Annotated in this window: 23 protein-coding genes, 3 tRNA genes and 1 pseudogene; 12 read left to right on the top strand and 15 right to left on the bottom strand. The window is 30.0% G+C overall.

The window, feature by feature from the left end; all coding sequences use genetic code 11:
- Positions 1-36: 36 nt before the first annotated feature.
- Genes GQR92_RS14305 through GQR92_RS14295 form a run of 3 tightly spaced genes read right to left on the bottom strand, consistent with a single transcriptional unit; the run spans position 37 to position 3,629 of the window.
- Entirely contained in the window at positions 37-1,842 is a 1,806-nt protein-coding gene (locus tag GQR92_RS14305; RefSeq protein ID WP_158840689.1) for a GNAT family N-acyltransferase, read from the bottom strand.
- 52 nt (positions 1,843-1,894) lie between these two features.
- On the bottom strand, positions 1,895-3,148 hold the full coding sequence (locus tag GQR92_RS14300) for an aspartate kinase (RefSeq protein WP_158840687.1): 1,254 nt from the start codon (positions 3,146-3,148) through the stop codon (positions 1,895-1,897).
- A gap of 1 nt (position 3,149) precedes the next feature.
- The gene (locus GQR92_RS14295; protein ID WP_158840685.1) at positions 3,150-3,629 is read right to left on the bottom strand and encodes a GNAT family N-acetyltransferase; all 480 of its coding nucleotides are present in this window, start codon (positions 3,627-3,629) and stop codon (positions 3,150-3,152) included.
- Positions 3,630-3,820: 191 nt separating this feature from the next.
- Between GQR92_RS14295 and fbp the strand changes: the two genes are divergently transcribed.
- The 5 genes from fbp (at position 3,821) to GQR92_RS14270 (ending at position 6,642) form a co-directional block, all read left to right on the top strand.
- Positions 3,821-4,831, top strand: a complete 1,011-nt coding sequence (gene fbp / locus GQR92_RS14290; RefSeq protein WP_158840683.1) for a class 1 fructose-bisphosphatase — start codon at positions 3,821-3,823, stop codon at positions 4,829-4,831.
- Positions 4,832-4,943: 112 nt separating this feature from the next.
- On the top strand, positions 4,944-5,552 hold the full coding sequence (locus tag GQR92_RS14285; protein ID WP_158840681.1) for a superoxide dismutase: 609 nt from the start codon (positions 4,944-4,946) through the stop codon (positions 5,550-5,552).
- 478 nt (positions 5,553-6,030) lie between these two features.
- Positions 6,031-6,102, top strand: a tRNA-Gly gene (locus tag GQR92_RS14280).
- Positions 6,103-6,117: 15 nt separating this feature from the next.
- A tRNA-Leu gene (locus GQR92_RS14275) sits at positions 6,118-6,203 on the top strand.
- Positions 6,204-6,556: 353 nt separating this feature from the next.
- Positions 6,557-6,642: transfer RNA gene (locus tag GQR92_RS14270), tRNA-Leu, on the top strand.
- A gap of 290 nt (positions 6,643-6,932) precedes the next feature.
- On the opposite strand, the gene GQR92_RS14265 is transcribed toward GQR92_RS14270, so the two are convergent.
- From GQR92_RS14265 to GQR92_RS14235, 7 genes are all read right to left on the bottom strand, one after another.
- Positions 6,933-7,787 carry a pseudouridine synthase gene (locus GQR92_RS14265; RefSeq protein ID WP_158840679.1) on the bottom strand — a complete coding sequence of 285 codons (855 nt, stop codon included), beginning with the start codon at positions 7,785-7,787 and terminating at the stop codon, positions 6,933-6,935.
- A gap of 36 nt (positions 7,788-7,823) precedes the next feature.
- Entirely contained in the window at positions 7,824-8,741 is a 918-nt protein-coding gene (locus GQR92_RS14260) for a geranylgeranylglycerol-phosphate geranylgeranyltransferase (protein WP_158840677.1), read from the bottom strand.
- Positions 8,742-8,745: 4 nt separating this feature from the next.
- Positions 8,746-9,672, bottom strand: coding sequence for a mevalonate kinase family protein (locus GQR92_RS14255; RefSeq protein ID WP_158840675.1), 927 nt, complete (start codon positions 9,670-9,672; stop codon positions 8,746-8,748).
- 54 nt (positions 9,673-9,726) lie between these two features.
- Positions 9,727-10,122, bottom strand: a complete 396-nt coding sequence (locus GQR92_RS14250; RefSeq protein WP_158840673.1) for a toxin-antitoxin system YwqK family antitoxin — start codon at positions 10,120-10,122, stop codon at positions 9,727-9,729.
- 25 nt (positions 10,123-10,147) lie between these two features.
- Positions 10,148-11,245, bottom strand: coding sequence for a diphosphomevalonate/mevalonate 3,5-bisphosphate decarboxylase family protein (locus GQR92_RS14245; RefSeq protein WP_158840671.1), 1,098 nt, complete (start codon positions 11,243-11,245; stop codon positions 10,148-10,150).
- Positions 11,246-11,273: 28 nt separating this feature from the next.
- Positions 11,274-11,996, bottom strand: coding sequence for a LytR/AlgR family response regulator transcription factor (locus GQR92_RS14240; protein ID WP_158840669.1), 723 nt, complete (start codon positions 11,994-11,996; stop codon positions 11,274-11,276).
- Between the two features lie 230 nt (positions 11,997-12,226).
- Complete coding sequence (locus tag GQR92_RS14235) at positions 12,227-13,270, bottom strand: sensor histidine kinase (protein ID WP_158840667.1); 1,044 nt, start codon at positions 13,268-13,270, stop codon at positions 12,227-12,229.
- Positions 13,271-13,476: 206 nt separating this feature from the next.
- On the opposite strand from GQR92_RS14235, the gene GQR92_RS14230 reads away from it, so the two are divergent.
- The 5 genes from GQR92_RS14230 to GQR92_RS14210 all read left to right on the top strand — a co-directional run bounded on the left by GQR92_RS14230 (position 13,477) and on the right by GQR92_RS14210 (position 15,827).
- Positions 13,477-13,815, top strand: coding sequence for a hypothetical protein (locus tag GQR92_RS14230; RefSeq protein ID WP_158840665.1), 339 nt, complete (start codon positions 13,477-13,479; stop codon positions 13,813-13,815).
- Between the two features lie 63 nt (positions 13,816-13,878).
- On the top strand, positions 13,879-14,484 hold the full coding sequence (locus GQR92_RS14225; protein WP_158840663.1) for a thiamine diphosphokinase: 606 nt from the start codon (positions 13,879-13,881) through the stop codon (positions 14,482-14,484).
- A gap of 11 nt (positions 14,485-14,495) precedes the next feature.
- Positions 14,496-14,729, top strand: coding sequence for a hypothetical protein (locus tag GQR92_RS14220; protein ID WP_158840661.1), 234 nt, complete (start codon positions 14,496-14,498; stop codon positions 14,727-14,729).
- A gap of 112 nt (positions 14,730-14,841) precedes the next feature.
- A complete protein-coding gene (locus tag GQR92_RS14215) occupies positions 14,842-15,216 on the top strand; it encodes a hypothetical protein (protein ID WP_158840659.1) in 375 nt (124 codons plus the stop codon).
- A gap of 113 nt (positions 15,217-15,329) precedes the next feature.
- A complete protein-coding gene (locus GQR92_RS14210; protein ID WP_158840657.1) occupies positions 15,330-15,827 on the top strand; it encodes a hypothetical protein in 498 nt (165 codons plus the stop codon).
- Positions 15,828-15,903: 76 nt separating this feature from the next.
- On the opposite strand, the gene GQR92_RS14205 is transcribed toward GQR92_RS14210, so the two are convergent.
- The 5 genes and pseudogenes from GQR92_RS14205 to GQR92_RS14190 all read right to left on the bottom strand — a co-directional run.
- Positions 15,904-16,458: a thioredoxin family protein gene (locus GQR92_RS14205; protein ID WP_158840655.1), complete on the bottom strand. Its 555-nt coding sequence runs from the start codon at positions 16,456-16,458 to the stop codon at positions 15,904-15,906.
- 135 nt (positions 16,459-16,593) lie between these two features.
- Positions 16,594-17,805: an NAD(P)/FAD-dependent oxidoreductase gene (locus GQR92_RS14200; protein WP_158840653.1), complete on the bottom strand. Its 1,212-nt coding sequence runs from the start codon at positions 17,803-17,805 to the stop codon at positions 16,594-16,596.
- A 93-nt stretch (positions 17,806-17,898) separates the two neighbouring features.
- Positions 17,899-18,825: a GYDIA family GHMP kinase gene (locus GQR92_RS14195; protein ID WP_158840651.1), complete on the bottom strand. Its 927-nt coding sequence runs from the start codon at positions 18,823-18,825 to the stop codon at positions 17,899-17,901.
- On the bottom strand, positions 18,825-19,034 hold the full coding sequence (locus GQR92_RS18260) for a DUF1569 domain-containing protein (protein ID WP_441339147.1): 210 nt from the start codon (positions 19,032-19,034) through the stop codon (positions 18,825-18,827). Before GQR92_RS18260 ends, GQR92_RS14195 begins: the two co-directional genes overlap by 1 nt.
- A gap of 249 nt (positions 19,035-19,283) precedes the next feature.
- Positions 19,284-20,552: pseudogene (locus GQR92_RS14190) on the bottom strand (hydroxymethylglutaryl-CoA reductase, degradative); the annotation flags it as partial.
- A 145-nt stretch (positions 20,553-20,697) separates the two neighbouring features.
- On the opposite strand from GQR92_RS14190, the gene GQR92_RS14185 reads away from it, so the two are divergent.
- Together GQR92_RS14185 and GQR92_RS14180 are read left to right on the top strand one after the other, a co-directional pair.
- On the top strand, positions 20,698-22,899 hold the full coding sequence (locus tag GQR92_RS14185) for a S9 family peptidase (protein WP_158840647.1): 2,202 nt from the start codon (positions 20,698-20,700) through the stop codon (positions 22,897-22,899).
- A gap of 12 nt (positions 22,900-22,911) precedes the next feature.
- Positions 22,912-24,471 carry a peptide MFS transporter gene (locus tag GQR92_RS14180; protein ID WP_158840645.1) on the top strand — a complete coding sequence of 520 codons (1,560 nt, stop codon included), beginning with the start codon at positions 22,912-22,914 and terminating at the stop codon, positions 24,469-24,471.
- Positions 24,472-24,539 lie beyond the last annotated feature (68 nt).

Raw genomic sequence — 24,539 nt, 5'->3', positions numbered from 1 at the left:
CCGACCCTTTTGGGGAACGCCCAAATAAAAAAAATATTACTTATTTTGCATTTCTGTAGCCTTGCGCTCTAACTCTGCCTGAAATTCTTCCATAACAGGTTTTACAGTGCTATCTGGTATGTCTGCCACTTTTATATACATTAAACCGTCTACCGCATTATTAAATTTAGGATCTACATTAAAGGCCACCAAGCGTGCATTTTGTTTTACGTATTTTTTAATTAACACAGGGATTCTTAATGCTCCTGGTTCTATTTCGTCAATAATTTTATCGAACTTTTGCATGTCTGCTTTGGTTGCATCAAACACAAAATCTTTATCGCCGTCTTTTAATTTTACTTTGTATTCTTTCTTCGGGTGAATGTATTGTGCAATATATGGGTCGTAATAATGAGATTTCATAAACTCTATCATTAACGATTTTGAAAAATCTGAAAACTGATTGCTAATAGAAACTCCGCCCATTAAATATTTATATTCTGGATAACGTAGTGTAACATGTACAATTCCTTTCCATAATAAAAAGAGCGGCATTGGTTTTTGCTGATACTCGCCAATAATGAAAGCTCGCCCCATTTCTATGGTGTTATCCATCATTTGATATAGTTCTGGTTCTATTCTAAACAAGGTTTGAATATAGAATCCATTAATACCATATTTTTTATAGATTGCTTTACCAAGGCCCATTCTGTAGGCTCCTGCCAAACAGTTTGCTTCTCTGTCCCACAACAACAAATGATGATAATATTTATCAAACTTATCTAAATCTATTTCTTTATTTGTTCCTTCACCAACGGCTCTAAAAGTAATTTCGCGTAATCTACCTATTTCATGTAACAAATTAGGAATCTCCTTGGCACTTGCAAAAAATACTTCGTAGCTCTTACTTTCTAGTAACCTACCCTCTCCTGTTCTTAAAGCATCTACTTCTTTAATAAATAAATCTGTACTTCTTTGAGGCGTTATTTTCTTAACCGATTTTTTAATTTTGATGTTCTGTGTAGAAAGTAACTTATGGGCTTTTTCAAAAGGGTTTGCCAACATGTAGGTTTTCTTTCTTAGAAACTCAGAATAAGAAGAAATATCTTTAAACTCATCTTGGTCTTTAACAGAAATTGGTTTCCCTATTCTTACTTTTATCACTTTACCGCCTTGAGAGATTACTTCCGAAGGTAATTTGGCTGTTCGTAAAGTGTCTGATATTTTTGATAAAAAGTAAAAAAGACGACTATTTTTTGCGTGAAAATAAATAGGAATTACAGGTACATTTGCATTCTTAATAAATTTTACAGCACCCTCTTCCCAAGGTTTATCTACATTTAATTTTCCATCTTTATAAGTAGATACTTCTCCTGCAGGAAAAATACCTAAAGGATTTCCTTCTTTTAAATGCATCAAAGCGTTTTTAATACCCGCAACACTAGATTTTACATCCTTTTTAGTTTCAAAAGGATTTACAGGCATTACATAAGGCTTTAATGGTGCTACTCTATGTAATAAAAAGTTGGCTATAATTTTATAATCGTCTCTTTTTTCTATCAGTAATTTTAATAACAAAACACCATCAATACCTCCTAAAGGATGATTAGAAACGGTAATAAAAGGTCCCTCTTTAGGAATTCTTTTTAAATCTTCTTCTGGGATTTCAAATTTTATATTGCAGTCATCTAAAATGCCGTTTAAAAAGTCTAAATCAATCTTGTTTTTGTTTTTTTCGTATATTCTATTGATCGCAGAGATGCGAAGTATTCTTAACAGGATCCACCCCATAAAGGTTCCCAAAAACCCAAGTTTATGTAAACCAATTACTTGCGCAATTTCTTTAGATGTTACTAATGCCATAAATTATAATTAGACGGAACTGCAAACATACTAAAAAAGAATTATTACATTATTAATTTGTCGCTAAAACAATTTGAATCGTTTCTTTATTTACTTGTGTCAATAAAGATACTCCTTTTTCTTCAATACTTGTAATTGCTCTATCATCAAAATGACGCACTGTAAATAAGTCTACTCCTTTTTGAACATCTATTTTAAACTGAGTTTTTAGCTCATTATAAAATTCATCGAATTTATTAAATTTATTATCTATACAAACAGAAAAACTAAGAGCGGAGTTCTGAATTAGGTTAACTTTTAACTGATATTCGTGTAATTTCTTAAAAATATAACTAATGTTATCTTCTACCATAAAAGAAAAATCTAAAGCAGAAATAGACACTAAAACCTGATCTTTCTTTACAATAAAACACGGTATATAAGGTACTAACCTTGTGCCTTTAGAAACTCTTGTTCCTATTTCTTTTGGGTTGATAAAAGAACGAACCAATAAAGGAATGTCTTTTCTTTCTAATGGCTGCAACGTTTTTGGATGAATTACTGATGCTCCGTAAAATGCCATTTCTATTGCTTCTTCGTAAGATATTTGTTCTAGTAAAGTAGTATCTGTAAACACTCTTGGATCTGCATTTAAAACCCCCGGAACGTCTTTCCAAATAGTTACATTTTCTGCATCTAAACAATAAGCAAAAATACCTGCTGTATAATCGGACCCTTCTCTACCTAAAGTAGTCGTATTTTCTGTATCATTTGCAGCAATAAAACCTTGTGTAATATTTAATTTAGAAGCATCTAGTTTATTACTAATAATAGCCTGAGTTAAATCCCAATCTACTTTAGCATCTCTATAATTACTATCTGTTTTGATGTAATTTCTAACATCAAACCAGTTATTTTCTACACCAATTTTTGTTAAATATGCACTTACTATTTTGGTTGATAAAAGCTCTCCAAAACAAATAATTTGATCGTAAACGTAATTATATCTCTGTGAAGTATTTCTTGCTAAAAACCAACTTAATTCCCCTAAAAGAATATCAATTTCTTTATAAACTTCATCATTTTTATCAAATAAATCATTCATTAAGTTTTTATGAAAATCTTCTATAACACCTAGTTTTTCCGACAATAAATCTGTCTTATTATAGTATGCATCTATTACTTCTTCAAAAGCATTGGTTATTTTACCCATTGCAGAAATTATAACTACTGTACTTTCTGTTCCTTCACTTTGTAAAATCTGAGTTACATTTTTTACACTTGCTGCATCTTTTACTGATGCTCCTCCAAATTTAAAAATCTTCATTTTAACTATTTTGAATAAATTTTGATAAGTTTTCTTTGTTCATTTGTACTACAGACCAATCGTTTAAATAAGTGGCTCCTGTACTTTTGTAAAACTCTACTGCATTGGTATTCCAATCGATAACCTCCCAAGCAACTCTATTAAAATTATTGTCATACGCATATTTTAAAACTGCGGTATACAATGCTTTTCCTGCTCCGATTTTCTGTTTACTTTGGGTAACTATTAAATCTTCTAAATGAATTGTTCTCCCTTTCCATGTAGAATAACGTTCATAAAACAAAGCAATACCAATAATTTTATTTTCTTGTTCTGCAACAAAAATTTGAAACTTCGGATTCTCAGAAAAACCATCTCTTTTTAAATCTTCTACAGTAATTTCTACAGCATCTGGTTCTTTTTCAAAAACGGCTAATTCTGTAATTAAATCTAATACAGACTCCATATCCTTTTCTACTCCTTTTCTTATAATAAAACCCATTTTTTACAAATTTTAATCAAAGATAGTTCTTTTCATATCCATTAAAAATATTTGAATATTTTATACAATATTTTTTGATTTGTTTAAAAAACTTAAAATAAATAGCTATTATTACCCAAAAACAGACACAAAAAGTCAGATAATAATTAAAAAAAATAGATATTTGTTAAAAAAATAACATTTTAAGCAACATGGCAGTAAAAAAACAAACTTTAGGTGAATTTATTATTGAAAATCAACATGCTTTTAAATATAGCTCCGGAGAACTTTCAAGCCTTTTAAATTCTATTAGATTAGCCGCAAAAGTGGTAAACCACGAAGTAAACAAAGCGGGTTTAGTAGATATTATTGGTGCAGCTGGAGATACAAATATCCAAGGTGAAGATCAACAAAAATTAGATGTTTATGCTAATGATAAGTTTATTCAGACGCTAACCAGAAGAAATATTGTTTGTGGAATTGCCAGTGAAGAAGAAGATAGTTTTATTACAATTAACAGTATCGATGAAAACCATCAAAATAAATATGTTGTTTTAATTGACCCTTTAGATGGTTCATCTAACATTGATGTAAATGTTTCTGTAGGAACCATTTTTTCTATTTATAGACGTGTTACACCAACAGGAGTTCCTGTTCAGTTAGAAGATTTTTTACAAAAAGGTAGTGCACAAGTTGCTGCAGGTTATGTTGTTTACGGGACCTCTACAATGCTTGTTTATACTACTGGAGATGGTGTTAATGGTTTTACATTAAACCCTGCAATTGGTTCATTTTATTTATCGCACCCAAACATGCAGTTTCCAGAAGATGGAACAATGTATTCTGTTAATGAAGGAAATTATTTAGATTTTCCTTTAGGTGTAAAAAAATACATAAAATATTGTCAGGAAGAAGAAGAAGACAGACCTTATACTAGTAGATATATTGGTTCTTTAGTTTCTGATTTTCATAGAAATATGATTAAAGGAGGAATTTATATGTATCCAAAAGGCTCTAGAAACCCTGATGGAAAATTACGTTTATTATATGAATGTAACCCGATAGCTTTTATAGCAGAACAAGCAAACGGTAAATCTTCTGATGGTTACACAAGAACTATGGATGTAGAACCAACAGAGTTACACCAAAGAGTTCCTTTTATTTGTGGAAGCAAAAATATGGTAAATAAACTAGAAGAATTTATGCAAATACACGGAGAATAAATCTTCTTTATACTGTAATAAATTATGAAACCGTAAACTACTTGTAAAACTATATTTTTATAGTTAATTTTACAGTTCTATATAATATAATAACTTTTAAAAAAACATAAAAATGGCTTTTCAATTACCAGAATTAGGATACGCTTATGATGCTTTAGCACCAAATATTGATGCAAAAACAATGGAAATTCACCATTCAAAACATCATCAAGGATATACAAACAACTTAAACAATGCAATTGCAGGTACGGATTTAGAAGGGAAATCTATTGAAGATATTCTTACTAATTTAGACATGAGCAACGGTGCTGTAAGAAACAATGGTGGTGGTTTTTTCAATCACTCATTATTCTGGACAGTATTAAACCCAAATGATAAAGGATATTTATCTGGAGACTTAAAAGATGCTATTGAGGCTGCTTTTGGTTCTAAAGATGAATTTATTGCCGCTTTTTCTAAAGCAGCAGCTACTCAGTTTGGTTCTGGTTGGGCATGGTTATGTGTTTTACCTGGAGGTAAATTAGAAGTTTGTTCTACACCAAACCAAGACAATCCATTAATGCCAGGTGTTACTTGTAAAGGAACTCCAATCTTAGGATTAGACGTTTGGGAACATGCTTACTACTTAAACTACCAAAACAGAAGACCAGATTATATTAATGCATTTTTTAATGTAATTAACTGGAATGAAGTTGAAAATCGTTACGCAGCAGCAAAATAAGCAACACAGTTGTTTTTAAGTAACTAACTTAAGTAAATGAGTGAGTTACCTCAATTATAAAAAAGCATCCTAAATTTAGGATGCTTTTTTTATAATTTAAAGAATATATCCTTTCTACTAAGTAAAATTATTTACCTCTATTCTCTTTTACGGAAACATAATATTCAGATACAACTTTTAAAACACCTTTGTTAATTCTATTTAATAAGAAACAAGCTTTACACCTTATAATATATTAAGTCCTTTAAAAATGCTTAAACATAAAATCATTTTTTTTTATAAAATAAAAACAAGAACTAATTAGTTTTACCCCTCTTTTTACTACTAAAAACAATCTTTTTAATGAGTAAATAAAACCAAATAAAAAAAAGCAAAAAAAAATTAATTAAAAATTTGCCAAAACAATAAAAGATATTATATTTGCACCGCTCTTAGAAATAAGAGCAACAAAAAGAAAAGTTCTTTTAAAATAATGACTGCGAAAGTAGCTCAGGGGTAGAGCATCACCTTGCCAAGGTGGGGGTCGCGGGTTCAAATCCCGTCTTTCGCTCTGTTCAATTTCCATGCTGAAGTGGTGGAATTGGTAGACACGCTGGACTTAAAATCCAGTGGTCAGTAATGGCCGTGCGGGTTCAAGTCCCGCCTTCAGTACAATAACCGTTGTTAATCTTACGATTTTCAACGGTTTTTTGCTTTTACAAACTTAAAACTTCCGTCTTTTTTTTAAAAATTCAATAATTTTAAGTTTTTATAATTTTCAGAAAAAAAAGATAAATCCATAGAAATAAACTACTTACCAATCTGAATATAAATTACTTTTTAAAAAATAAAATAAAAAGTGTTTTTTATCTTGAAAACTTCTTTTTTACAATAAAAAGATAGTATATTTGCACCTCTCTTGAAAACAAGGGTAATAATAAAAGTTCTTAAAAAATTAATAAAGTAAAAATAGATCATTTTGACTATGTCTAAATTGACTTTACTTTACTAAATAAAATACCAATGCTGAAGTGGTGGAATTGGTAGACACGCTGGACTTAAAATCCAGTGGTCAGTAATGGCCGTGCGGGTTCAAGTCCCGCCTTCAGTACAATAACCGTTGTTAATCTTACGATTTTCAACGGTTTTTTGCTTTTACAAACTTTTTGGCCAACAATTTTTAGAAAATTATTATTTTCCATTAACGAATACTAAGTGAACTTATTTATTACTTTGTTATTCTATTAGATAAAGAACCCAACCTCTCTTATTAAAAACATTTAATAGCCTAACAAGCTTTATATAAACTAAAACAACTTATCTAAAGTAGTTGATATAGATAATAGAACCATCTTAAAATAAGACAAAAAAATCCAGCTTTTAGCTGGATTTTAAATGATTCTATTTCATTATCTGAAGATTGGTAACTTCTAAATTAGTTAACTCTCTCCACCTACCTCTAGGTAAATTTCTCTTGGTTAATTCTGCAAAAACAACTCTATCTAATTTGTTTACCTTATAACCAACGTGTTCAAAAATCTTACGAACAATTCTGTTTCTACCAGAATGTATTTCGATACCTATTTCTGATTTTGGCTGACCATCTACATAAGAAACAGCATCAATAAACACTTTTCTCCCCTCAATAATAACTTCTCCTCGTAGTTTTTCTAGGTCTCTTAACTCTAATTTTCTATCTAAAGATGCGTGGTATAATTTACGAACATTGTGTTTTGGATGCGTTAGTTTCTTAGCTAAATCACCATCATTTGTAAACAACAACAAACCTGTTGTATTTCTATCTAATCTACCTACAGGATAAATTCTTTCTTTAGATGCATTTGAAATCAATTCCATTACGGTTTTTCTTCCTCTATCATCATCCATAGTGGTGATGTAATTTTTAGGCTTATTTAAAAGAATATATTTCTTTTGTTCTGGCGTAATAGAAGTTCCATCAAAACGAACAATATCGTCTGGCTGAACTTTGTACCCCATTTCTGTAACTAGTTTTCCGTTTACCTCTACACTACCATGCTCTATATAAGTATCTGCTTCTCTACGAGAACATACTCCAGAATTTGCAATGTATTTGTTTAAACGAACTCCTGTTGTCTCATCAGACTTTGGAGTTTCTTTAATTTTGGTAAAAGTTTTTTTAGGACTCTTTCTAGCTAAAGGTTTACTTTTTCTACTTAGTGGAGTGCTTTTTTTACCTTCTTGTCGTCCTCTCGACGAGTTTTTATTTGAATTCATTACTTAAAATTTTTGCAAAAATACGCATAAAAAACCTTAATTCAATCTGTCTATTACTTTTTCTACAATTAGAGAGGTATCAATAAAAATTAAAGAAAAAACACCTATTAAAAGCAACACTTTCAAAACATTATGCATCATTCTATATTGTTTTGTTTCTGTAGATTTCCAAAGATAAAACCCTAAAAAAACCAACACAATTAAAGCAAAATAAAAATAATATCTCATATAACTTAACGCAGGATAACTAAACAAAACAACTACAGGAAACAAAGTTAATAGCAATAAAAATATTGATAACTGTTTTGTTTTCAGCTCTCCGTAAACCACCGGAAAAGTATCATAATCATTCACTATTGCCCCTTTCATGTTCTGTAAATCTTTTAGCAATTCCCTTACCATAATTACCAAAAACAAAAAAATTGCATGCACAAAAATTATTTTTGAAAAGTTCTGAAAGTACACAAATACAGCAAAAAAAGGAAGAATTGTAAGTATAGTGGCAGAAACCAAACCCGTAAAAGGATACTTTTTTAACTTATGCGAATAAAACCAAATAGCAAAAATATAGATGGCAAAGAATAAAGCTGCCCTACCAGAAATAAGAAGACCAAAAATAAATCCTAAAAAATTTAAAGTAAAATATAGTTTTAGTTTGGTAGACTGCTTTACATAATTATCAATGCCTGTTTTTAAAGGTCTATTGATTCTATCTACTTTTGCATCATAAAAATTATTGATAATATATCCTGCAGCAACCACACAGATACTTGCCAAAACGATGTATAATAAATCTACATCAAAAACAACACTTCTAAGTGTGTTTTTAGGTGAAAAAATAAAAATAGCCGCTAAGTATTGTGCTAAAACTAAAACAAGAATATTGTAGCCTCTTATAACTGAAACTAAACTAAAAAGTTTAAAAAGGAATCTTTTTGCTTTAAAACTGGGCATAAAACTAGAATCTATAAACCAACTCTAACTTGTAATTTTTAAGACTTATTTGAGCTTTCTCATAATCTTCTGTAAAACCTAAAATATAACCACCACCTCCAGAACCACAAAGTTTCAAATAATAATCGTTACTGATAATTCCATTTTCCCAAACTTTATGAAAAGCATCAGGAATCATCGGTTTAAAGTTCTTTAAAACAATTTTAGACAATGATTTTACATTACCAAATAACGATTTTACGTTTCCGCCTAAAAAATCTTCAATACAAGCGTCTGTTGTTGTTGCAAACTCCTCGCTAATCATTTTTCTAAACCCTTCGTTCTTCATCTTATTCATAAAGATGTTTACCATTGGCTCGGTTTCTCCTATTTGTTCTGAATCTAATAAGAAAACAGCACCTTTTCCTTGTTTTTGAGAAGGAATCCCTGCAGGCTCTATATTAGTTTTAGAATTTATTAAAATAGGCAAACTTAAGTAACTATTTAAAGGATCTAAACCAGAACTCTTACCATGAAAAAAAGATTCCATTAAAGAAAAAACTTCTTTTAACTTTAACAACTTATCTCTTGTTAGGTTTTCTAATACCGTTATTTTATCAGCTGCATACTTATCATAAATAGATGCCACCAAAGCTCCAGAACTACCAACACCATAACCTTGTGGTATTGATGAATCGAAATACATACCGTTATCTATATCCTTTTTTAATTCTTTTAAATTAAAAGAAACTAAATCTGTTTTTAAAAAAGATAAGTGTTTATAAAAGCGTTCTAAATTTTGATTGGAAACTTTATGATTTCCAGATAAATTAGAATCAGTTTTTAAAACTCCTCGGTAGGCGTTAAACGGAATTGCTAAACCTTTAGAATCTTTGATGATTCCGTATTCTCCGAAGAGAAGGATTTTAGCATAAAACAATGGTCCTTTCATTTTTCTTTTTTATAGTACTGCAAAAATACAACATATTATGTTAAGGTGGTACTATTAAAAATTCTTGTAAAAAGTTTTCCAAACTCCTACCTTTTCTCCTCTTACATATTTACCTTTTTCTTTATTTTTTCCGTTTTTATAATAGGTTTTCCAAACTCCTTCTTCTAATCCGTTTTCATACATTCCAGAAGTTCTTAACTCTCCTGTTTCATAAAATTCAGAAAAAACACCTTCAAATCTACCATTAACATATCCTATTTTTCTAAACGTTTTTCCGCTTTTATAAAAATAACTTACTGTTTTAGCATCTGTAGAAATCACTTTATAGTAAACAGAATTCGCCTGATTTGTTTCTTTTAAATCAACATCTAACCAAGTGGTTTTTTGTGCTGATACAGATACCGTAAAAAGAAAAATTAGTATTGCTATAAACTTGATAAACGTTTTCATTTAAGATTATTTTTTATGCTGATATTTACAATTGTTTGGCTCCAAAGCCCACAGAGTCATAAATATACTGATTTTTCTGACAGTATTTAGAAAGCTTATTTTCTATAAATTGATTTACAGTTTCTTTTTCATCCTCCGGATACAAAACATGTACGTTTGCACCAGCATCTAACGTAAAACAAATATTGCTATCGTTTTCATTTCTGTATGCCCAAATACTATTGATAATCTCTAACGTGTTTGGTTTCATCAAAATAAAATACGGATTACTTGTCATCATCATTGCGTGCAATGTTAATGCTTCACTTTCTACCAAACCGATAAAAGCTTTTATATCTCCGTTTTTAAGAATCTCTGATATTTTTGATAAATTATCATTAGCCTGTGTAAAACGACTTTCTGCATACGGATGCTCATGCATTAAATTATGGCCAACCGTACTAGAAACTTGCTTTTCGCCTTTGTCAACCAATAAAATTGCATCTTGATAATTCTCGAAAACCGAATGTAATTTGTAAGGAAATTTTACACCAAACAAATCTGAACTGCCTTCTATTTCTGGGTGATTTCCCCAAACAACCATTGGTCCTTCTATACTTCTACTGGCACTACCCGAACCTAAACGCGCTAAAAAAGAAGCTTTTTTATTAATTTCTTCTACTGATAAATCAGGATTTAAGGCAGACTCTAAACTCATCAAACACATTGCAATGGCACTTAATCCGCTTGCGGAAGAAGCAATACCACTAGAATGCGGAAAAGAATTCTCTGATTTAATGATCATTTTATAGTCAAAAATATACGGACAATATTCTTGTATTCTTGTAAAGAATTCAGCAATTTTTGGTTTAAAAGCATCTTTTTGTTTTCCTTCAAAAAACAAATCGAAATCTACTTTTTCAGATTCTAAATCAAGTTCAGAATTACGCTTACGCTTAAAATCAATTGTAGTAATGGTATGACAATTGTTTAACGTAAAACTAATAGAAGCGTTTTTTGGTATTTGCGGATTACTCTTTCCCCAATATTTTACCAACGCAATATTACTTGGTGTTTGCCACGTAAAGCTTGCTTTTTCTACTGAATTGTTATTTGATTCTGAAATAAATTGTGCTGTATCCAAACGTATAAAATTTACCTCAAAGATAAAACTATTTCAAAGAATTTTCGTTTAACTTTTTAAGTACATTTTCTTTGTACGTTCTACTTATAGGAATTGCATTTTTTTCAATTTCAATAAATTCATTCGTATAAGAATCTGTCTTACTTAAATTGATAATATAAGACCTATGAATTCTTAAAAATTGTTGAGAAGGCAATTTCATTTCTAAATTACTAATCGTTTCTCTAGTTACTAAAACGATGTCTTTTGTGTGAATTTTGATATAATCGGATAAACTCTCAACATATAAAATATCATCAAAATTAACTTTTACCATTTTACGTTCTGAACGCACAAAAATATAATCATTCTTTACTGACACTTCCTCAACATCCACTTGTTTCACAATAACAATTTGCGTTTCAAAAAACTTATTGACCGCTTGTAAAAAACGATCGAATGCAATTGGTTTTAGTAAATAATCTACCGCTTGCAAATCGAAACCATCAACAGCATATTCTCTGTAAGCAGTTGTAAAAATAATTTTAGACTTCTTGTTTATTGATTTAGTCAAAGACAAACCAGAAATGTCTGGCATATTAATATCTAAAAAGAATAAATCTATGCTATTAGAATTTGCGATCTCGAAAGCTTCCATGGCGTTTTTGCAACTTTTTACTAAAGTTAAATTCGGAATTTTAGCCACAAAAGTTTCTATAATTTTTCTTGCAACTGGCTCGTCATCAACAATAACACAATTTATAGTATTCATTTTTTTAGCTATTTATTTTTAGATTAGAAAGCATAAGGTTTCTCGTCATTCGTACCTCATTCTATCGAAATGACAAACTGGGTAAAAAAAAGCGAGTAATAATAAATTAAAATACACAAAAACCACAAGAATTGTCACTTCGAATAGCGAGAGAAGTCGCATAACAGTGATAACACAATGTTGAGTTACTTTATGTGATTTCTCCCAAAAGGTCGAAATGACAATCTCTATTAAAATTCAATTTTTAAAGATACTTTAAATACATCCTTTTTATCAATTATTTCTAGTTGATGTTTCTTCGGATATAACATTTCTAGTCTTGTTTTAATATTCTCTAAACCAATTCCGCCATTTATATCTTCTTTTTCTTTAGATGAATTTTCTATTTCAAAAAACAAATAATTAGCATCAACTTTAAGTTGAATGTCAACTTTTAAAATTCCGTTAGCAGCAAAACCATGCTTAAAACTATTTTCTACAAAAGGAATTAATAACATTGGTGGTATTTGAAGAGAAACCTTTAATTTCTCTTTATTGAAATTCACTTTTAAAGTATCGTGAAAACGCATTTTCTCTAAAGAAATATAATCTTCTAAATGATTTACTTCTTCTATTAAAAGTACTTTAGGTTTATCAACTTGATATAAAATATAATCTAACAAATTAGATAATTTTAAAATCATTTCTGGTGCTTCATCCGCTTTAGCGATTGCAAAACCGTAAATTGTGTTTAAAGAGTTAAATAAAAAATGTGGATGAATTTGCATTTTTAAGAACTTTAACTCTTGTTCTTTTAACTCTAACTTAGTTTGTAAAAATTTATTTTCTAAAGTCTTTTTTTCATCTAAAGACTTATAATTACTTTTTAATATTTTTAATCCGCTTGCCAAAATCACAATAAAAAAAATACAAACCAAAATTACAGCAGGATTTGTAGTTAATGCTGGCATTTTTTTAAATTCTAAATTAAAATAAAACACAAACCCCACTACTTCTATCATTAAAATAGTTGCAGCAACAAAAACACCTGAATAAATAGTATAAAGAACAAATTTCTTATATTGTTTTTTTAATAAATATTTAGGAATTAAATCATATACAAAAACATACGCAATAATTAATGTTACAATACTTAAAAGAGAAGAAAACCAAAATAAAAAAGCTTTGTTTGATGAACCTACACTAAAAAAACTTTTGAAGAAAAACCAAACAATCATCCAACATAAAAAATGTATGGGTATTTTTTTTAAGACTAAAATCAGTTCTTTTTGCATATGTTACAAAATAAAAATAAAGATTTAATTTTTAGGACAATTAGCGACGGATTACTTATTTTAATCTCTAAAAAGCAAATTTGACACTTTTTATACTAAAACTACCTGTTTTTTGTAGAAACCAAGTAAAAAGGATTCATTCACCTCAATTATATTTTAAGAACAAACATTCCTACTATTTTTGAAATGAATTTAAAACATATACTATGAAATATATTATCGAAGGAGGTATTCAATTTATGATTCCCTTAATTATTCTTTTATTTTTAACTCTTTTCCTAATCGCAAAAAGTTTTAAAACGAACTCAACAAAAAATAGAGAACTTATTAAATCGATAAGTTTATTTGCCCTTGTTTTTGGTTTTTTTGGTCTTTTTCTAGGATTATACCAAATGTTTACTATGATAGCAGTCGCTAACGATGTATCTCACCAAGTTTTAGCACGGGGGTTAAAATGCGAAATTACACCAACTATATTTGGTTTTATCATTTTTCTTATTGGTAGATTAGGAGTTATTACACTTACGTGGATTAAAAAAGAATAAGTAAAAAATTACTTGATTAAAATACCCATTTCATTAATTCTGAAATGGGTATTTTTGCATTCTATGCATACAAAAAAAGTTTTTCTACTTCTAAACGGAGAACCTCCAAAAGCAATTCCTAATTTAGAGGAATATGAAATTATTTGTGCTACTGATGGCGCTTATCAATTTTTAGAAAAGAATAAAATGAAGCCCAATTTTATTAGCGGAGATTTTGATTCTATAGAAAACATTCCAGAAAACATTGAAGTAATTCATACTCCGAATCAAGATTTTACAGATTTTGATAAAATGCTAAAAATCCTTTTCGATAAAGGTTTTAAAAACGTTGATGTTTTTGGTGCAAGCGGAAAAGAACAAGATCATTTTTTAGGAAACCTGCACACTGCCATTCAGTGGAAAAACAAATTAAACCTTACTTTTTTTGATAATCATAGTCGTTATTTTTTAGCTGATAAAAGCACTGATATTACTAATTGTATAGATAAAACGATTTCTTTAGTTCCTTTCCCTAAAGCTAAAAATATTAGTACTGTAGGATTGCAATATCATTTAGACAAGGAAGATTTAACTTTCGGAGAAAGAATTGGCACAAGAAATAAAGCAATTGCAAACAATATAAAAATTACTTTTGAAAGCGGAGAATTATTCATTTTCATCAACCATTAAAAACAAAAAAATTGAGTAGAAAAATAAAATTATTGTGGGATTTTAGAGGTCCTGATGCACAAGAAACAGCAAAACATCATACCATTCATTTAAAAGAATTTGCAGATCTAGAAAACTTAATTTATCATGAAATTGATATTGAAGAAAAGAACCCAATGTTGTTTGCGGCTTTTATAACTGTTGATGAAAAAGATATGAAAACTTATAGAGATGCCTTAAAACCTCATCGAGGTGAAGTTGGGTAATCTGGTTTCATTTTACAATAGTTAAATATTTTATAACAAATAAACTTTTTAATTTGTTCTATTGTAAAAAAAACTAAATTTGCAGTGTTGTATGTTATATGACCAAAAAATAATGAAGAAAAAGCAGCAGATATTTAAAGTAATACTACTCATTGCAATTTATTGCTCTGGGATGTATCTTTCGGCAAATACACTTCCTTATTTTGGTACACATAACGTTTTTACAAATACAGAAAAAGCAACGTTTTCTACCACTGCTTCTAAAGTTTTTTATACACATACACAGCAATCAGAAAACTCAATTTCTGAACTTGTAGAATTTTCTTTACCCAATTTTAAATTGTCTTCAGACGATTTTATTGCAATTTCTTATGCGAATAAATTAGACTTCAATTCTAAGTTTAAACAGTATAAAAACTACTTAGACAATACTTTAATCAGACATCGAAAGTCTGATCTTATTTTTCCTTTCCATAATTTTTGGTAATACTTCTTTTTTATTAGAACTATCATTGGCATAGTTACATTAAAAACACTGCTATGTTGCGAATGATCGCCTCATACAAAAATTAGTATCTCAAAAAATTTAAAACAAATAACATGGATTTAGGAACAGCTATTATAGGGTTAATATGTATTGCAGTATGTGCTCTACCTTTTGTATTAACAAACAACAATAAAAAGAAAAAAGAAAAAGAATTATTAAACACGCTTACAAGTTTTGCTAAAGAACATAGCTCTGAAATAACACAGCATGAAATAGGAGAAAACTACGCCATTGGTATAGATACTTCTAAAAACACTGTTTCATTTTTACAAAAAACAAAAGAAAAAGTAAGCCTTCAATTTGTAGACCTTACAACTATTAAAAATTGTGAGATAAACAACATTAGTAAGTCTTTAGGAAAGAACGAAACAACACTTGATAAATTAATACTTAAGTTAAGTGCCATCGACAAAAAAAAACCAAGCATTGTGCTAGAGTTTTACAATTCTGACATTAGTTTTCAGCCAGGTAATGAGTTCGATTCTATAGAAAAATGGAATAAAACAATTAATAGTCTGCTAATTAGCAAACAACAAAGTAAAGCGGCATAGTCTGCATAAAAAACGAATCTTACTTACCAAAAATTGGCCTGTAAGATTCCTTTTTATTTTTTTATAATACTTCAAACTATTTCCACTTAATACCACACCCCATACTTGGTTTTTGGTTTTCTAAAGCAGGTTTGTTTTCTAATAAATTATCCAAAGAAGTTCTTAAATCGATACCTGTAACTGGTTTTCCGTTTCCGGGTCTAGAAGCATCTAATTGTCCGTGATAAACTGCTTTTAAATCAGTATCAAACACATAAAAATCTGGTGTACAAGCAGCATCATACGCTTTTGCTACCTCCTGAGTTTCATCATACAAATACGGAAAAGGATAGTTTTCTTCTTCAGCCAATTGCTTCATCAATTCTGGTGAATCTTGTGGATAATTATCAACATCATTAGCACTTATCGCAATAAAGTTAATTCCTTTTTGCTGATAATTATTCGCCATTTTTACCAACTCACTATTTACATGAATTACAAACGGACAATGATTACAAATAAACATAATTACAGTTCCTTTTCCTCCTTTTGCTTCATTTAAAGAAACAAAAGAGTCATCAACTGTATTTAATAAAGTAAAATCAGGTGCTATTGTTCCGTTTTTAAACTCGTTCGATTCTGCTCTTGCCATAATAATTAGTTATTAGTGGTTGGTTTTTAGTTGTTAGTTTGTCATTCCGAAATGAGCCTTTTTAGGCGATTGAGGAATCTCATCATAACGATAAGATTCCTCTTCGTCCCTCTCAATGACATAAATTGTACTTTATTAATCCTCTGCCAAAGCATTTGCACAGATAAAACCACCTGTCCAAGCATTCTGAAAGTTAAATCCTCCAGTAACAGCATCAATATTTAAAACTTCACCTACAAAAAAGAGATTTTTATGCTTTCTACTTTCAAAACGTTTAAAATTAATTTCTTTTAAATCTACTCCACCGGCAGTAACAAACTCATCTTTAAAAGTAGTTCTTCCGTTGGCATTAAAAACTCCTTTTGTTAACTGATTTGCTAAACCTTCTAACTGCGCATTATTTAAATCTGCCCAATTCTGAGTTGCTTTAATTCCTGCTGCAATTACAAAACGTTCCCACAATCTTTTAGAAACCTCAGCAAATGGCGATTTTAAAATAGCTGTTTTTCTAGGTTCTTTCTTTTTTAAATTTAAAAGCACATTTAAAACTTTATCTGTTGGTCTAGACAACCAATTTACTTCTACGTTATATTGATAATTTTTATCAGCCAAAATTCTTGCGCCAAAGGCGGATAATTTTAAAACCGCGGGACCACTCATTCCCCAATGTGTAATTAACAAAGGTCCGGATGCTTCTAATTTTGTTCCAGAAATGGTAACTGTAGCATTTGGCACAGAAGTTCCTAATAAATCTACCAATCTTTTATCGTTAATATTAAAGGTAAATAAAGACGGAACTGGTTCTACAACGCTATGATCTAATGTTTGGCATAATTCCCATACTTTTTTAGAACTTCCTGCAGCAATTACTAATTTATCTGCTTCAAAAATTTGTTCTTTTGTGTTGATAATCCATTTATTGTCTTGTTGAGAAACCGAATTCACACCACAGTTTGTTAACACTTTAATTCCTAAGTTATCAACAGCATTTTGAAAACAATCTATAATTGCCTGACTTGTATTTGCTTCTGGAAAAACACGATTATCGTCTTCTATCTTTAAAGGAACTCCTCTGTTTTCGAACCATTCAAAAGTATCGCCTGTCATAAACTGGTGAAAAGGCCCTAACAATTCTTTTTTTCCTCTTGGATAGAATTCTGTTAAGTCCTTTGGAATAAAACATGCGTGTGTAACATTACATCTTCCACCTCCAGAAATTTTCACCTTTTGTAAAACGTCTTTTCCTTTTTCGAGAATTGTAATATCTAATTCAGGGTTATTTTCTTTTGCATTTATCGCTGTAAAATATCCTGCTGCTCCTCCTCCAATAATTATTACTTTACTCATTTGTTTATCTTGTATAAAACCTCTCGACTGCGCTCGAGGAGACATTTAGAATATTAATTGTCAGGTCGAGCGCAGTCGAGACCTAATATTTTATTATAAAACCATCTGACTGTAAGTCAATATGGTTTCAAATCCTTTATTTTTAAAATAGCTTGGTGTTGATGCGTCTCCTGTAACTAAAACAAAATCTCCTCCCCAAGCACCTAAACTTTTTATGGCTCCAAAATAATCTGGAAATAATTTTTCTTTTACCGGTTTCAATTTGATAATAGAACTAATAATTTGTTCATGTTCTACAATTAAATCTTCAAATTCTTCTAATGATTTTGTAGTTAAAAATTCATCAGAAATTTCTGAAATTCTTTTTATTTCTTTATCAAAATTAATGTTACTCTCCCTGAACTTTGCAATTCCTTCTTTAGAATCTTGCTTCTGATTTAAATGAACAAAAAACAAATTCTCTTTAAAACTCGGATTGAATTCCACTTGCTCAACAACAGGTTTTTTATTTTCTATTTGATAAAAAACTGGCGTATCGTTTTGTGCACAAGCAATATCATAACCACTTCCTTTAAAGGAATTCCAAAGCAATTGAAAAGCATCTACTTTTGCCCAAGAAGCTACAGAATTTATTAATGTTGATGAAGTTCCTAATCCCCAATTTCTTGGGAATGTAAGGTTTGTTTTTACAACAAATCCGTTTTCTGATTTTAAAAAATCTGGATTTAAGTTTTTAGCTTCTTTTAAAATATCTAACAACGTTTCTGCAATAACCTCTCCACTTCCTTCTTTATCTGAGTTGAAAGTACAATTTATCAAACGTAGTTTTTTTAAATCGAAAACAGCCTCAAACCAACATTCTCCGGTGTGTGTAAAACTTCCCCAAATAATTTGAGGTTCTTTTATTTTCTCAATATTTAAATTTTGTCCAAATTTAGTTGGAATTGCCAAAGATTTTGCGCCATCTAAAACAAGATATTCTCCTGTTAATAAAAGTTTTCCGTTAGAATAAAAATTCATTATACCAATCCAAATTGTTTAAAATGATGTGTAAAATGTTTTACATGAAATTTTTGCCAATACTCATAATTTAATTCCCCAAAAAACGGATGATTTTCAGCTTTGGCTGTTTCAAAATGAATCTTAAAAGCATCAATTTGAATGAATAAATCATGAATTGCTTCACCTACAGAATTAAATTTTAAGGCATTTGGTTCTTCAGACAACATACTTGCTTTAAACCCAACTTGCAACTCCCCTTCTGTATTTAAAAAAGGTTTTCTTCTTGCTGATTTTTCATCAGATACATAATAATCAGCAGCTATTTTTCCATTAGAAATTTGTAATAAAAAACTTAAATGTTCTATCATTTGTTGCCCATTCATCTTCCCAAAAAGCGGCTTTGTCTTTTCATCAATCTTAGCCAGTTTATAACTTACCAAAGTCTTATTAAAAAAATCAATCCAATTGATAGAAGGTTTTCTTAAAGCATCTATTTTTTCTACAACTGCAGAATGTGTCACCGTTTTTTTATCAAAGAAAGCAGTAACTATTTCTTTTTCTTCATCCGTAGCATTAAACTGATTTAAGATATTCTGTAAATGCATTTTCATGTGTCCATGCTGAATCCCTTTAGTCGTTAAAGCTCTTAAAGCTGCAAAATTTTGAGCCAAACCTGCTGCTGCCATAATTTGCATTAAAGTTCTTGCAGATGGTTTTTGCAACATTTCTAAAGATAACTTTGCTAGAGGATGTAAACCTGTTAAGCCACCAACGGTTCCTAAAGCCAACGGAATATCAATCCAGAATTTAAAAATTCCATCATCAATAGTACAATGAGACAAGCTAGAGTATTGTCCGGATTTAGAAGCGTACGCGTGCGCACCAGCTTCTACTGCTCTAAAATCGTTACCAGTTGCTAAAACAACAGCATCAATTCCATTCATAATTCCTTTATTATGCGTTACCGCCCTATAAGGTTCTATTTCTGCAATTTTTACTGCTTGGTAAAATTTCTCTGCAAATCTCTGAGGATTCTCTCCTCCTAATTCTTCTATCTTACAACTCACTTCTGCTCTAACCACACATTCTGGAACGTAATTAGATAAAATACTCATTACAATTTCTATATCGTCTTTTTCAAACTTTTTAGCAATTGCCTCTAAACAAGAATTGATAAAGTTTGCGCCCATTGAATCTTTCGTTTCAAAGGTTACATGTAATTGGTAATAGTTTTCTAATTGATCAGTTTTATCAACTAATTGAATATCTAAAATTCCGCCACCACGTTTTTCCATATTTTTAGTAATGGAAGCTGTAGCAGCAAATAATTCTGTTTTATTTTTAATAAAATAGGCTTCGAGTTCCTTTTTATCACCCGCATACATAAAATGAACTTGCCCAATTTTTGTAGTACCAATAACCGTTGTTTTAAAACCGCCTCTAGTGCTCCAAAATTTACCAACCAAAGAAGCTGCTGCAACCACAGAACTTTCTTCTACCACCATAGGAATTACGTAAGTTCTATCATTAATCACAAAATTTGGTGCAATACCAAAAGGCATATAAAAATTAGAAATTGTGTTTTCTATAAAATCATCGTGCAGTTGTTGTAAATCATTATTGTTGTTCCAATACTGCTTAATAATAGCTTTGGCTTCTGATTGATTATGGAAATAATTCTCGGTTAACCAGGTAATCTTTTCATCTTTAGTTAACTTAGAAAAACCTGAAATAAGTTTGTTCATTCAATTGAGTATAAAAGTATCAAGAACAAAGATAAGTCAAACTGTTAAAACATTAAGGTATATTCAAGTTTTCTGATTTTTTAAGATATTTTTTATGGATTTTTCCGTAAACTTGGCAAAGTTTTATCAAATCTCAAGGTCTACCATGAAAAAAAGAATCTTTTTTGTAACTATTCTATTATTAACAAGTTACATATCTACAGCACAAACAACACCAAAACAAACATCAAATTTAAAAGAAATTACGCTAGAAGAAATCTGGAACGGAACGTTTTCTGCAGAAAGAATGAATTCTTTAAACTCTATGAATGGCGATTTTTATGCTGTTTTAGACTATAATAGACAAACTAGATCGGTATCTGTAGACAAATACAGCTACAAAACGTTAGAAAAAGTAGAAACAATTGTAAATAGCGCCAATTTAAAGGACTTAAATAGCTTTTCATCTTACAGTTTTAATAATGATGAAACCAAATTGATTTTAGGTACAAACTTCAAGAAAATATATAGACATTCTTTTAAAGGAACTTTTTATGCGTATGATATTGCATCAAAAAATTTAACTTTAATTGAAGAAAATATTCAAGAACCTGTTTTTTCTCCGGATAATAAAAATATAGCCTATGCAAAAGACAACAATATTTTTATAAAAAATCTAGCATCAAACAATAGTATACAAGTTACAAATGATGGTAAAATAAATGAAGTAATTAATGGTATTACAGATTGGGTTTACGAAGAAGAATTTGCCTTTGTAAGAGCTTTTGAGTGGAACAAAACCGGAACACATTTGGCTTTTTTACGTTTTGATGAAACAAATGTTCCTACTTTTTCTATGGATATTGTTGGTACTGAATTATACCCAACACAACAAGTCTTTAAATACCCAAAAGCCGGAGAAAAAAATGCAGATGTAACGTTACACATGTACACATTATCAACAGCAAGTACAAAGAAAATTTCTTTAGGCGATTACGAATATATTCCTAGAATTAAATGGTCTAATGATGCCGATGTTTTAGTAGCAACAACTTTAAATCGCCATCAAAATAATTTAAAATTACACAAAGTAAATCCTATAAAAGCAACAACAGTTTTATTATTAAATGAAACTGACAAAGCATATATTGATATTACAGACAACCTTACTTTTTTAGCTGACAACAGTTTTATTTGGACGAGCGAAAAAGACGGTTACAACCACATTTATCATTATGATTTTAACGGAAAACTCATCAACCAAATTACAAAAGGGAACTGGGAAGTAACTAATTACTATGGTTTTAACGAAAAAAAGAAAACCATTTACTATCAATCTGTAGAAAATGGTTCTATTAACAGAGGTGTTTACGCTATCAATTTAAATGGAAAACGTAAAAAATTATTAAGTAATGAAGGTGGTCAAAATACGGCTGCTTTTAGTAAAAACTTAAACTTTTTCATCAACACGTATTCTTCTGCAGAAACTCCGCCTGTTTATTCTTTATATACAGCTAAAGGGAAAATGTTAAAAGTGATAAAAGATAATGTTGCTTTAAAAGAACGATTATCAGCATATAAAATGAGTCCTAAAGAATTTTCTACCATTAACATTAATGGAAACGACTTAAATATGTGGATGGTAAAACCTTTAGATTTTGATGAGACAAAGAAATATCCACTTTTAATGTTTCAATATTCTGGTCCTGGTTCTCAACAAGTTGGAAATACTTGGAACGGGAGCAACGACTACTGGCATAATATGTTGGCACAAAAAGGAATTATTGTAGTTTGTATTGATGGACGCGGAACAGGTTATAAAGGTGCCGATTTTAAAAAGGTAACTCAGAAAGAATTAGGTAAATACGAAGTTGAAGATCAAATTGCAGCTGCAAAAAAATTAGTAGAACGTTCTTATATCGACAAAAACAATGTTGGTATTTGGGGATGGTCTTATGGTGGTTTTATGAGTACAAATTGTATTTTAAAAGGAAATGATATTTTTACAACAGCCATTGCCGTTGCTCCTGTTACTTCTTGGCGTTTTTATGATTCTGTTTATACAGAACGATATATGCAAACTCCACAAGAAAATGCAAGTGGTTATGATGATAATTCGCCTATAAATTATGCCGATAAATTAAAAGGAAACTACTTATTGGTTCATGGAACTGGTGATGATAATGTGCATGTACAAAACTCTTACAGAATGATAAATTCTTTAATTGAAGCGAATAAACAATTTGATATGTTTATTGTACCAGACAGAACACACAGCATTTATAAAGGAAGAAATATGCGTTTAAATTTGTTTACAAAAATGACTAACTTTATCGACGAGAATTTAAATAACAAATCAAACAAATAAAAGAATAAATATATGAGCAATACTGCTAAGTTACCGCACCAAAAAGAATTATTTGGTCACCCAGTTGGGTTATACGTTTTATTTTTTACAGAAATGTGGGAGCGCTTTTCTTATTATGGAATGCGTTCTATTTTGGTAATTTATATGATTGCGCAAGCATCAGATAAAAATGGACCTGGTTTAGGATGGACAGAGTTAGAAGCATATCAATTATATGGTTGGTATGTAATGTTGGTGTACCTTATCTCTATTCCTGGAGGGATATTAGCAGACAAAGTATTAGGCCAAAAAAAGACAGTAATGTTAGGTGCTGTACTTCTATCTATAGGTCATGGAGTATTAGCAATTGAACAAGATTGGGCATTTTTTACTGGTTTGGGTTTTATTATTATTGGTGTTGGGTGTTTAAAACCTAATATTTCTACAATGGTTGGTGGTCTTTATAAAAAAGGCGATATCAGAAGAGATAAAGGATTTAGTATCTTTTATATTGGTATTAATTTAGGCTCTTTATTAGCAACAACTTTTATTGGATTGGTTGTAGCTAAATGGGGATGGCACGCTGGATTTGGTCTTGCAGGAATTGCAATGATACTTGGTTTAGTTGTATATATATGGGGACAAAAATTTATAACTCATGTAGGTAATAAAGTTGTAGCAAAAGAAAGTAAAGACAATGTATCTATTGGAAAAATATTTGGAAATATATTCAAATCCCCAATACACTTAGGGATAATGACAGTGATGATAGTTTTATCACTATATTTTGGATACACTAAAGAAGGTGTTGATCACTGGGGATACGGAGCACTCTTTGTATTTTTATCTTTAGTAGTAGGTTTATTAATGATGATTTATAAAGATTTAGAATCTAAAATAATGAAAGATAGATTCCTAGTACTTTTATTATCTTTCTTATTAGTTGTTGTATTTTGGGGTGCATTTGAGCAAGCTGGAGGCTTAATGAGTGTTTATACAGAGCAAAAAACAGATAGAATGTTATTTGGTATGCTTATACCTACACCTATGTTTCAAGGTTTAAATGCTGGCTTCATTATTTTATTAGCGGTTTGGATTGCAAATATATGGGCAAAAAGAAAACTTAAAAATAAAGAAGCTTCTTCATTATTTAAAATGGCAACGGGAACCATTATTATGGGACTAGGTTTTGTTTTTATGATTCTTGCTGTTAGAGAATATGAAGCAAATGGTAGTTCTGGTATGCAATGGTTAATTTTAGCATATCTATTCCATACAATTGGTGAATTATCTTCATCACCAGTATCTTTATCATTTGTTACAAAATTAGCACCTGTAAAATATGCATCATTAATGATGGGATTATATTTTGCTGCAACTGGCCTTGGAGGTAAAGTTGCAGGTGTTTTAGGTGAAAAATCAGCTGAGTTTGGTGAATATACTATTTTTACAGGAATAGTAATATTTACTGTAATTTTCGGGCTACTAGTAATCGCACTACTTAAACCTTTAAAAAGATTAACTCATGGTGCTGAAGATAATGAAGTTGAAATTCACGATAATGAAGCAGAAGGCTTTGAATTAGCAGACTAATAAAGAACAAATAAAAAGCCTCATAAACTCTGTTTACGGGGCTTTTTATTTACAATTATATTACTTAA

Source organism: Polaribacter sp. L3A8 (assembly GCF_009796785.1).
Lineage (GTDB): Bacteria > Bacteroidota > Bacteroidia > Flavobacteriales > Flavobacteriaceae > Polaribacter.
The sequence above is the reverse complement of the archived record's forward strand: the minus strand, read 5'-3'. Positions and strand labels throughout refer to the sequence as shown.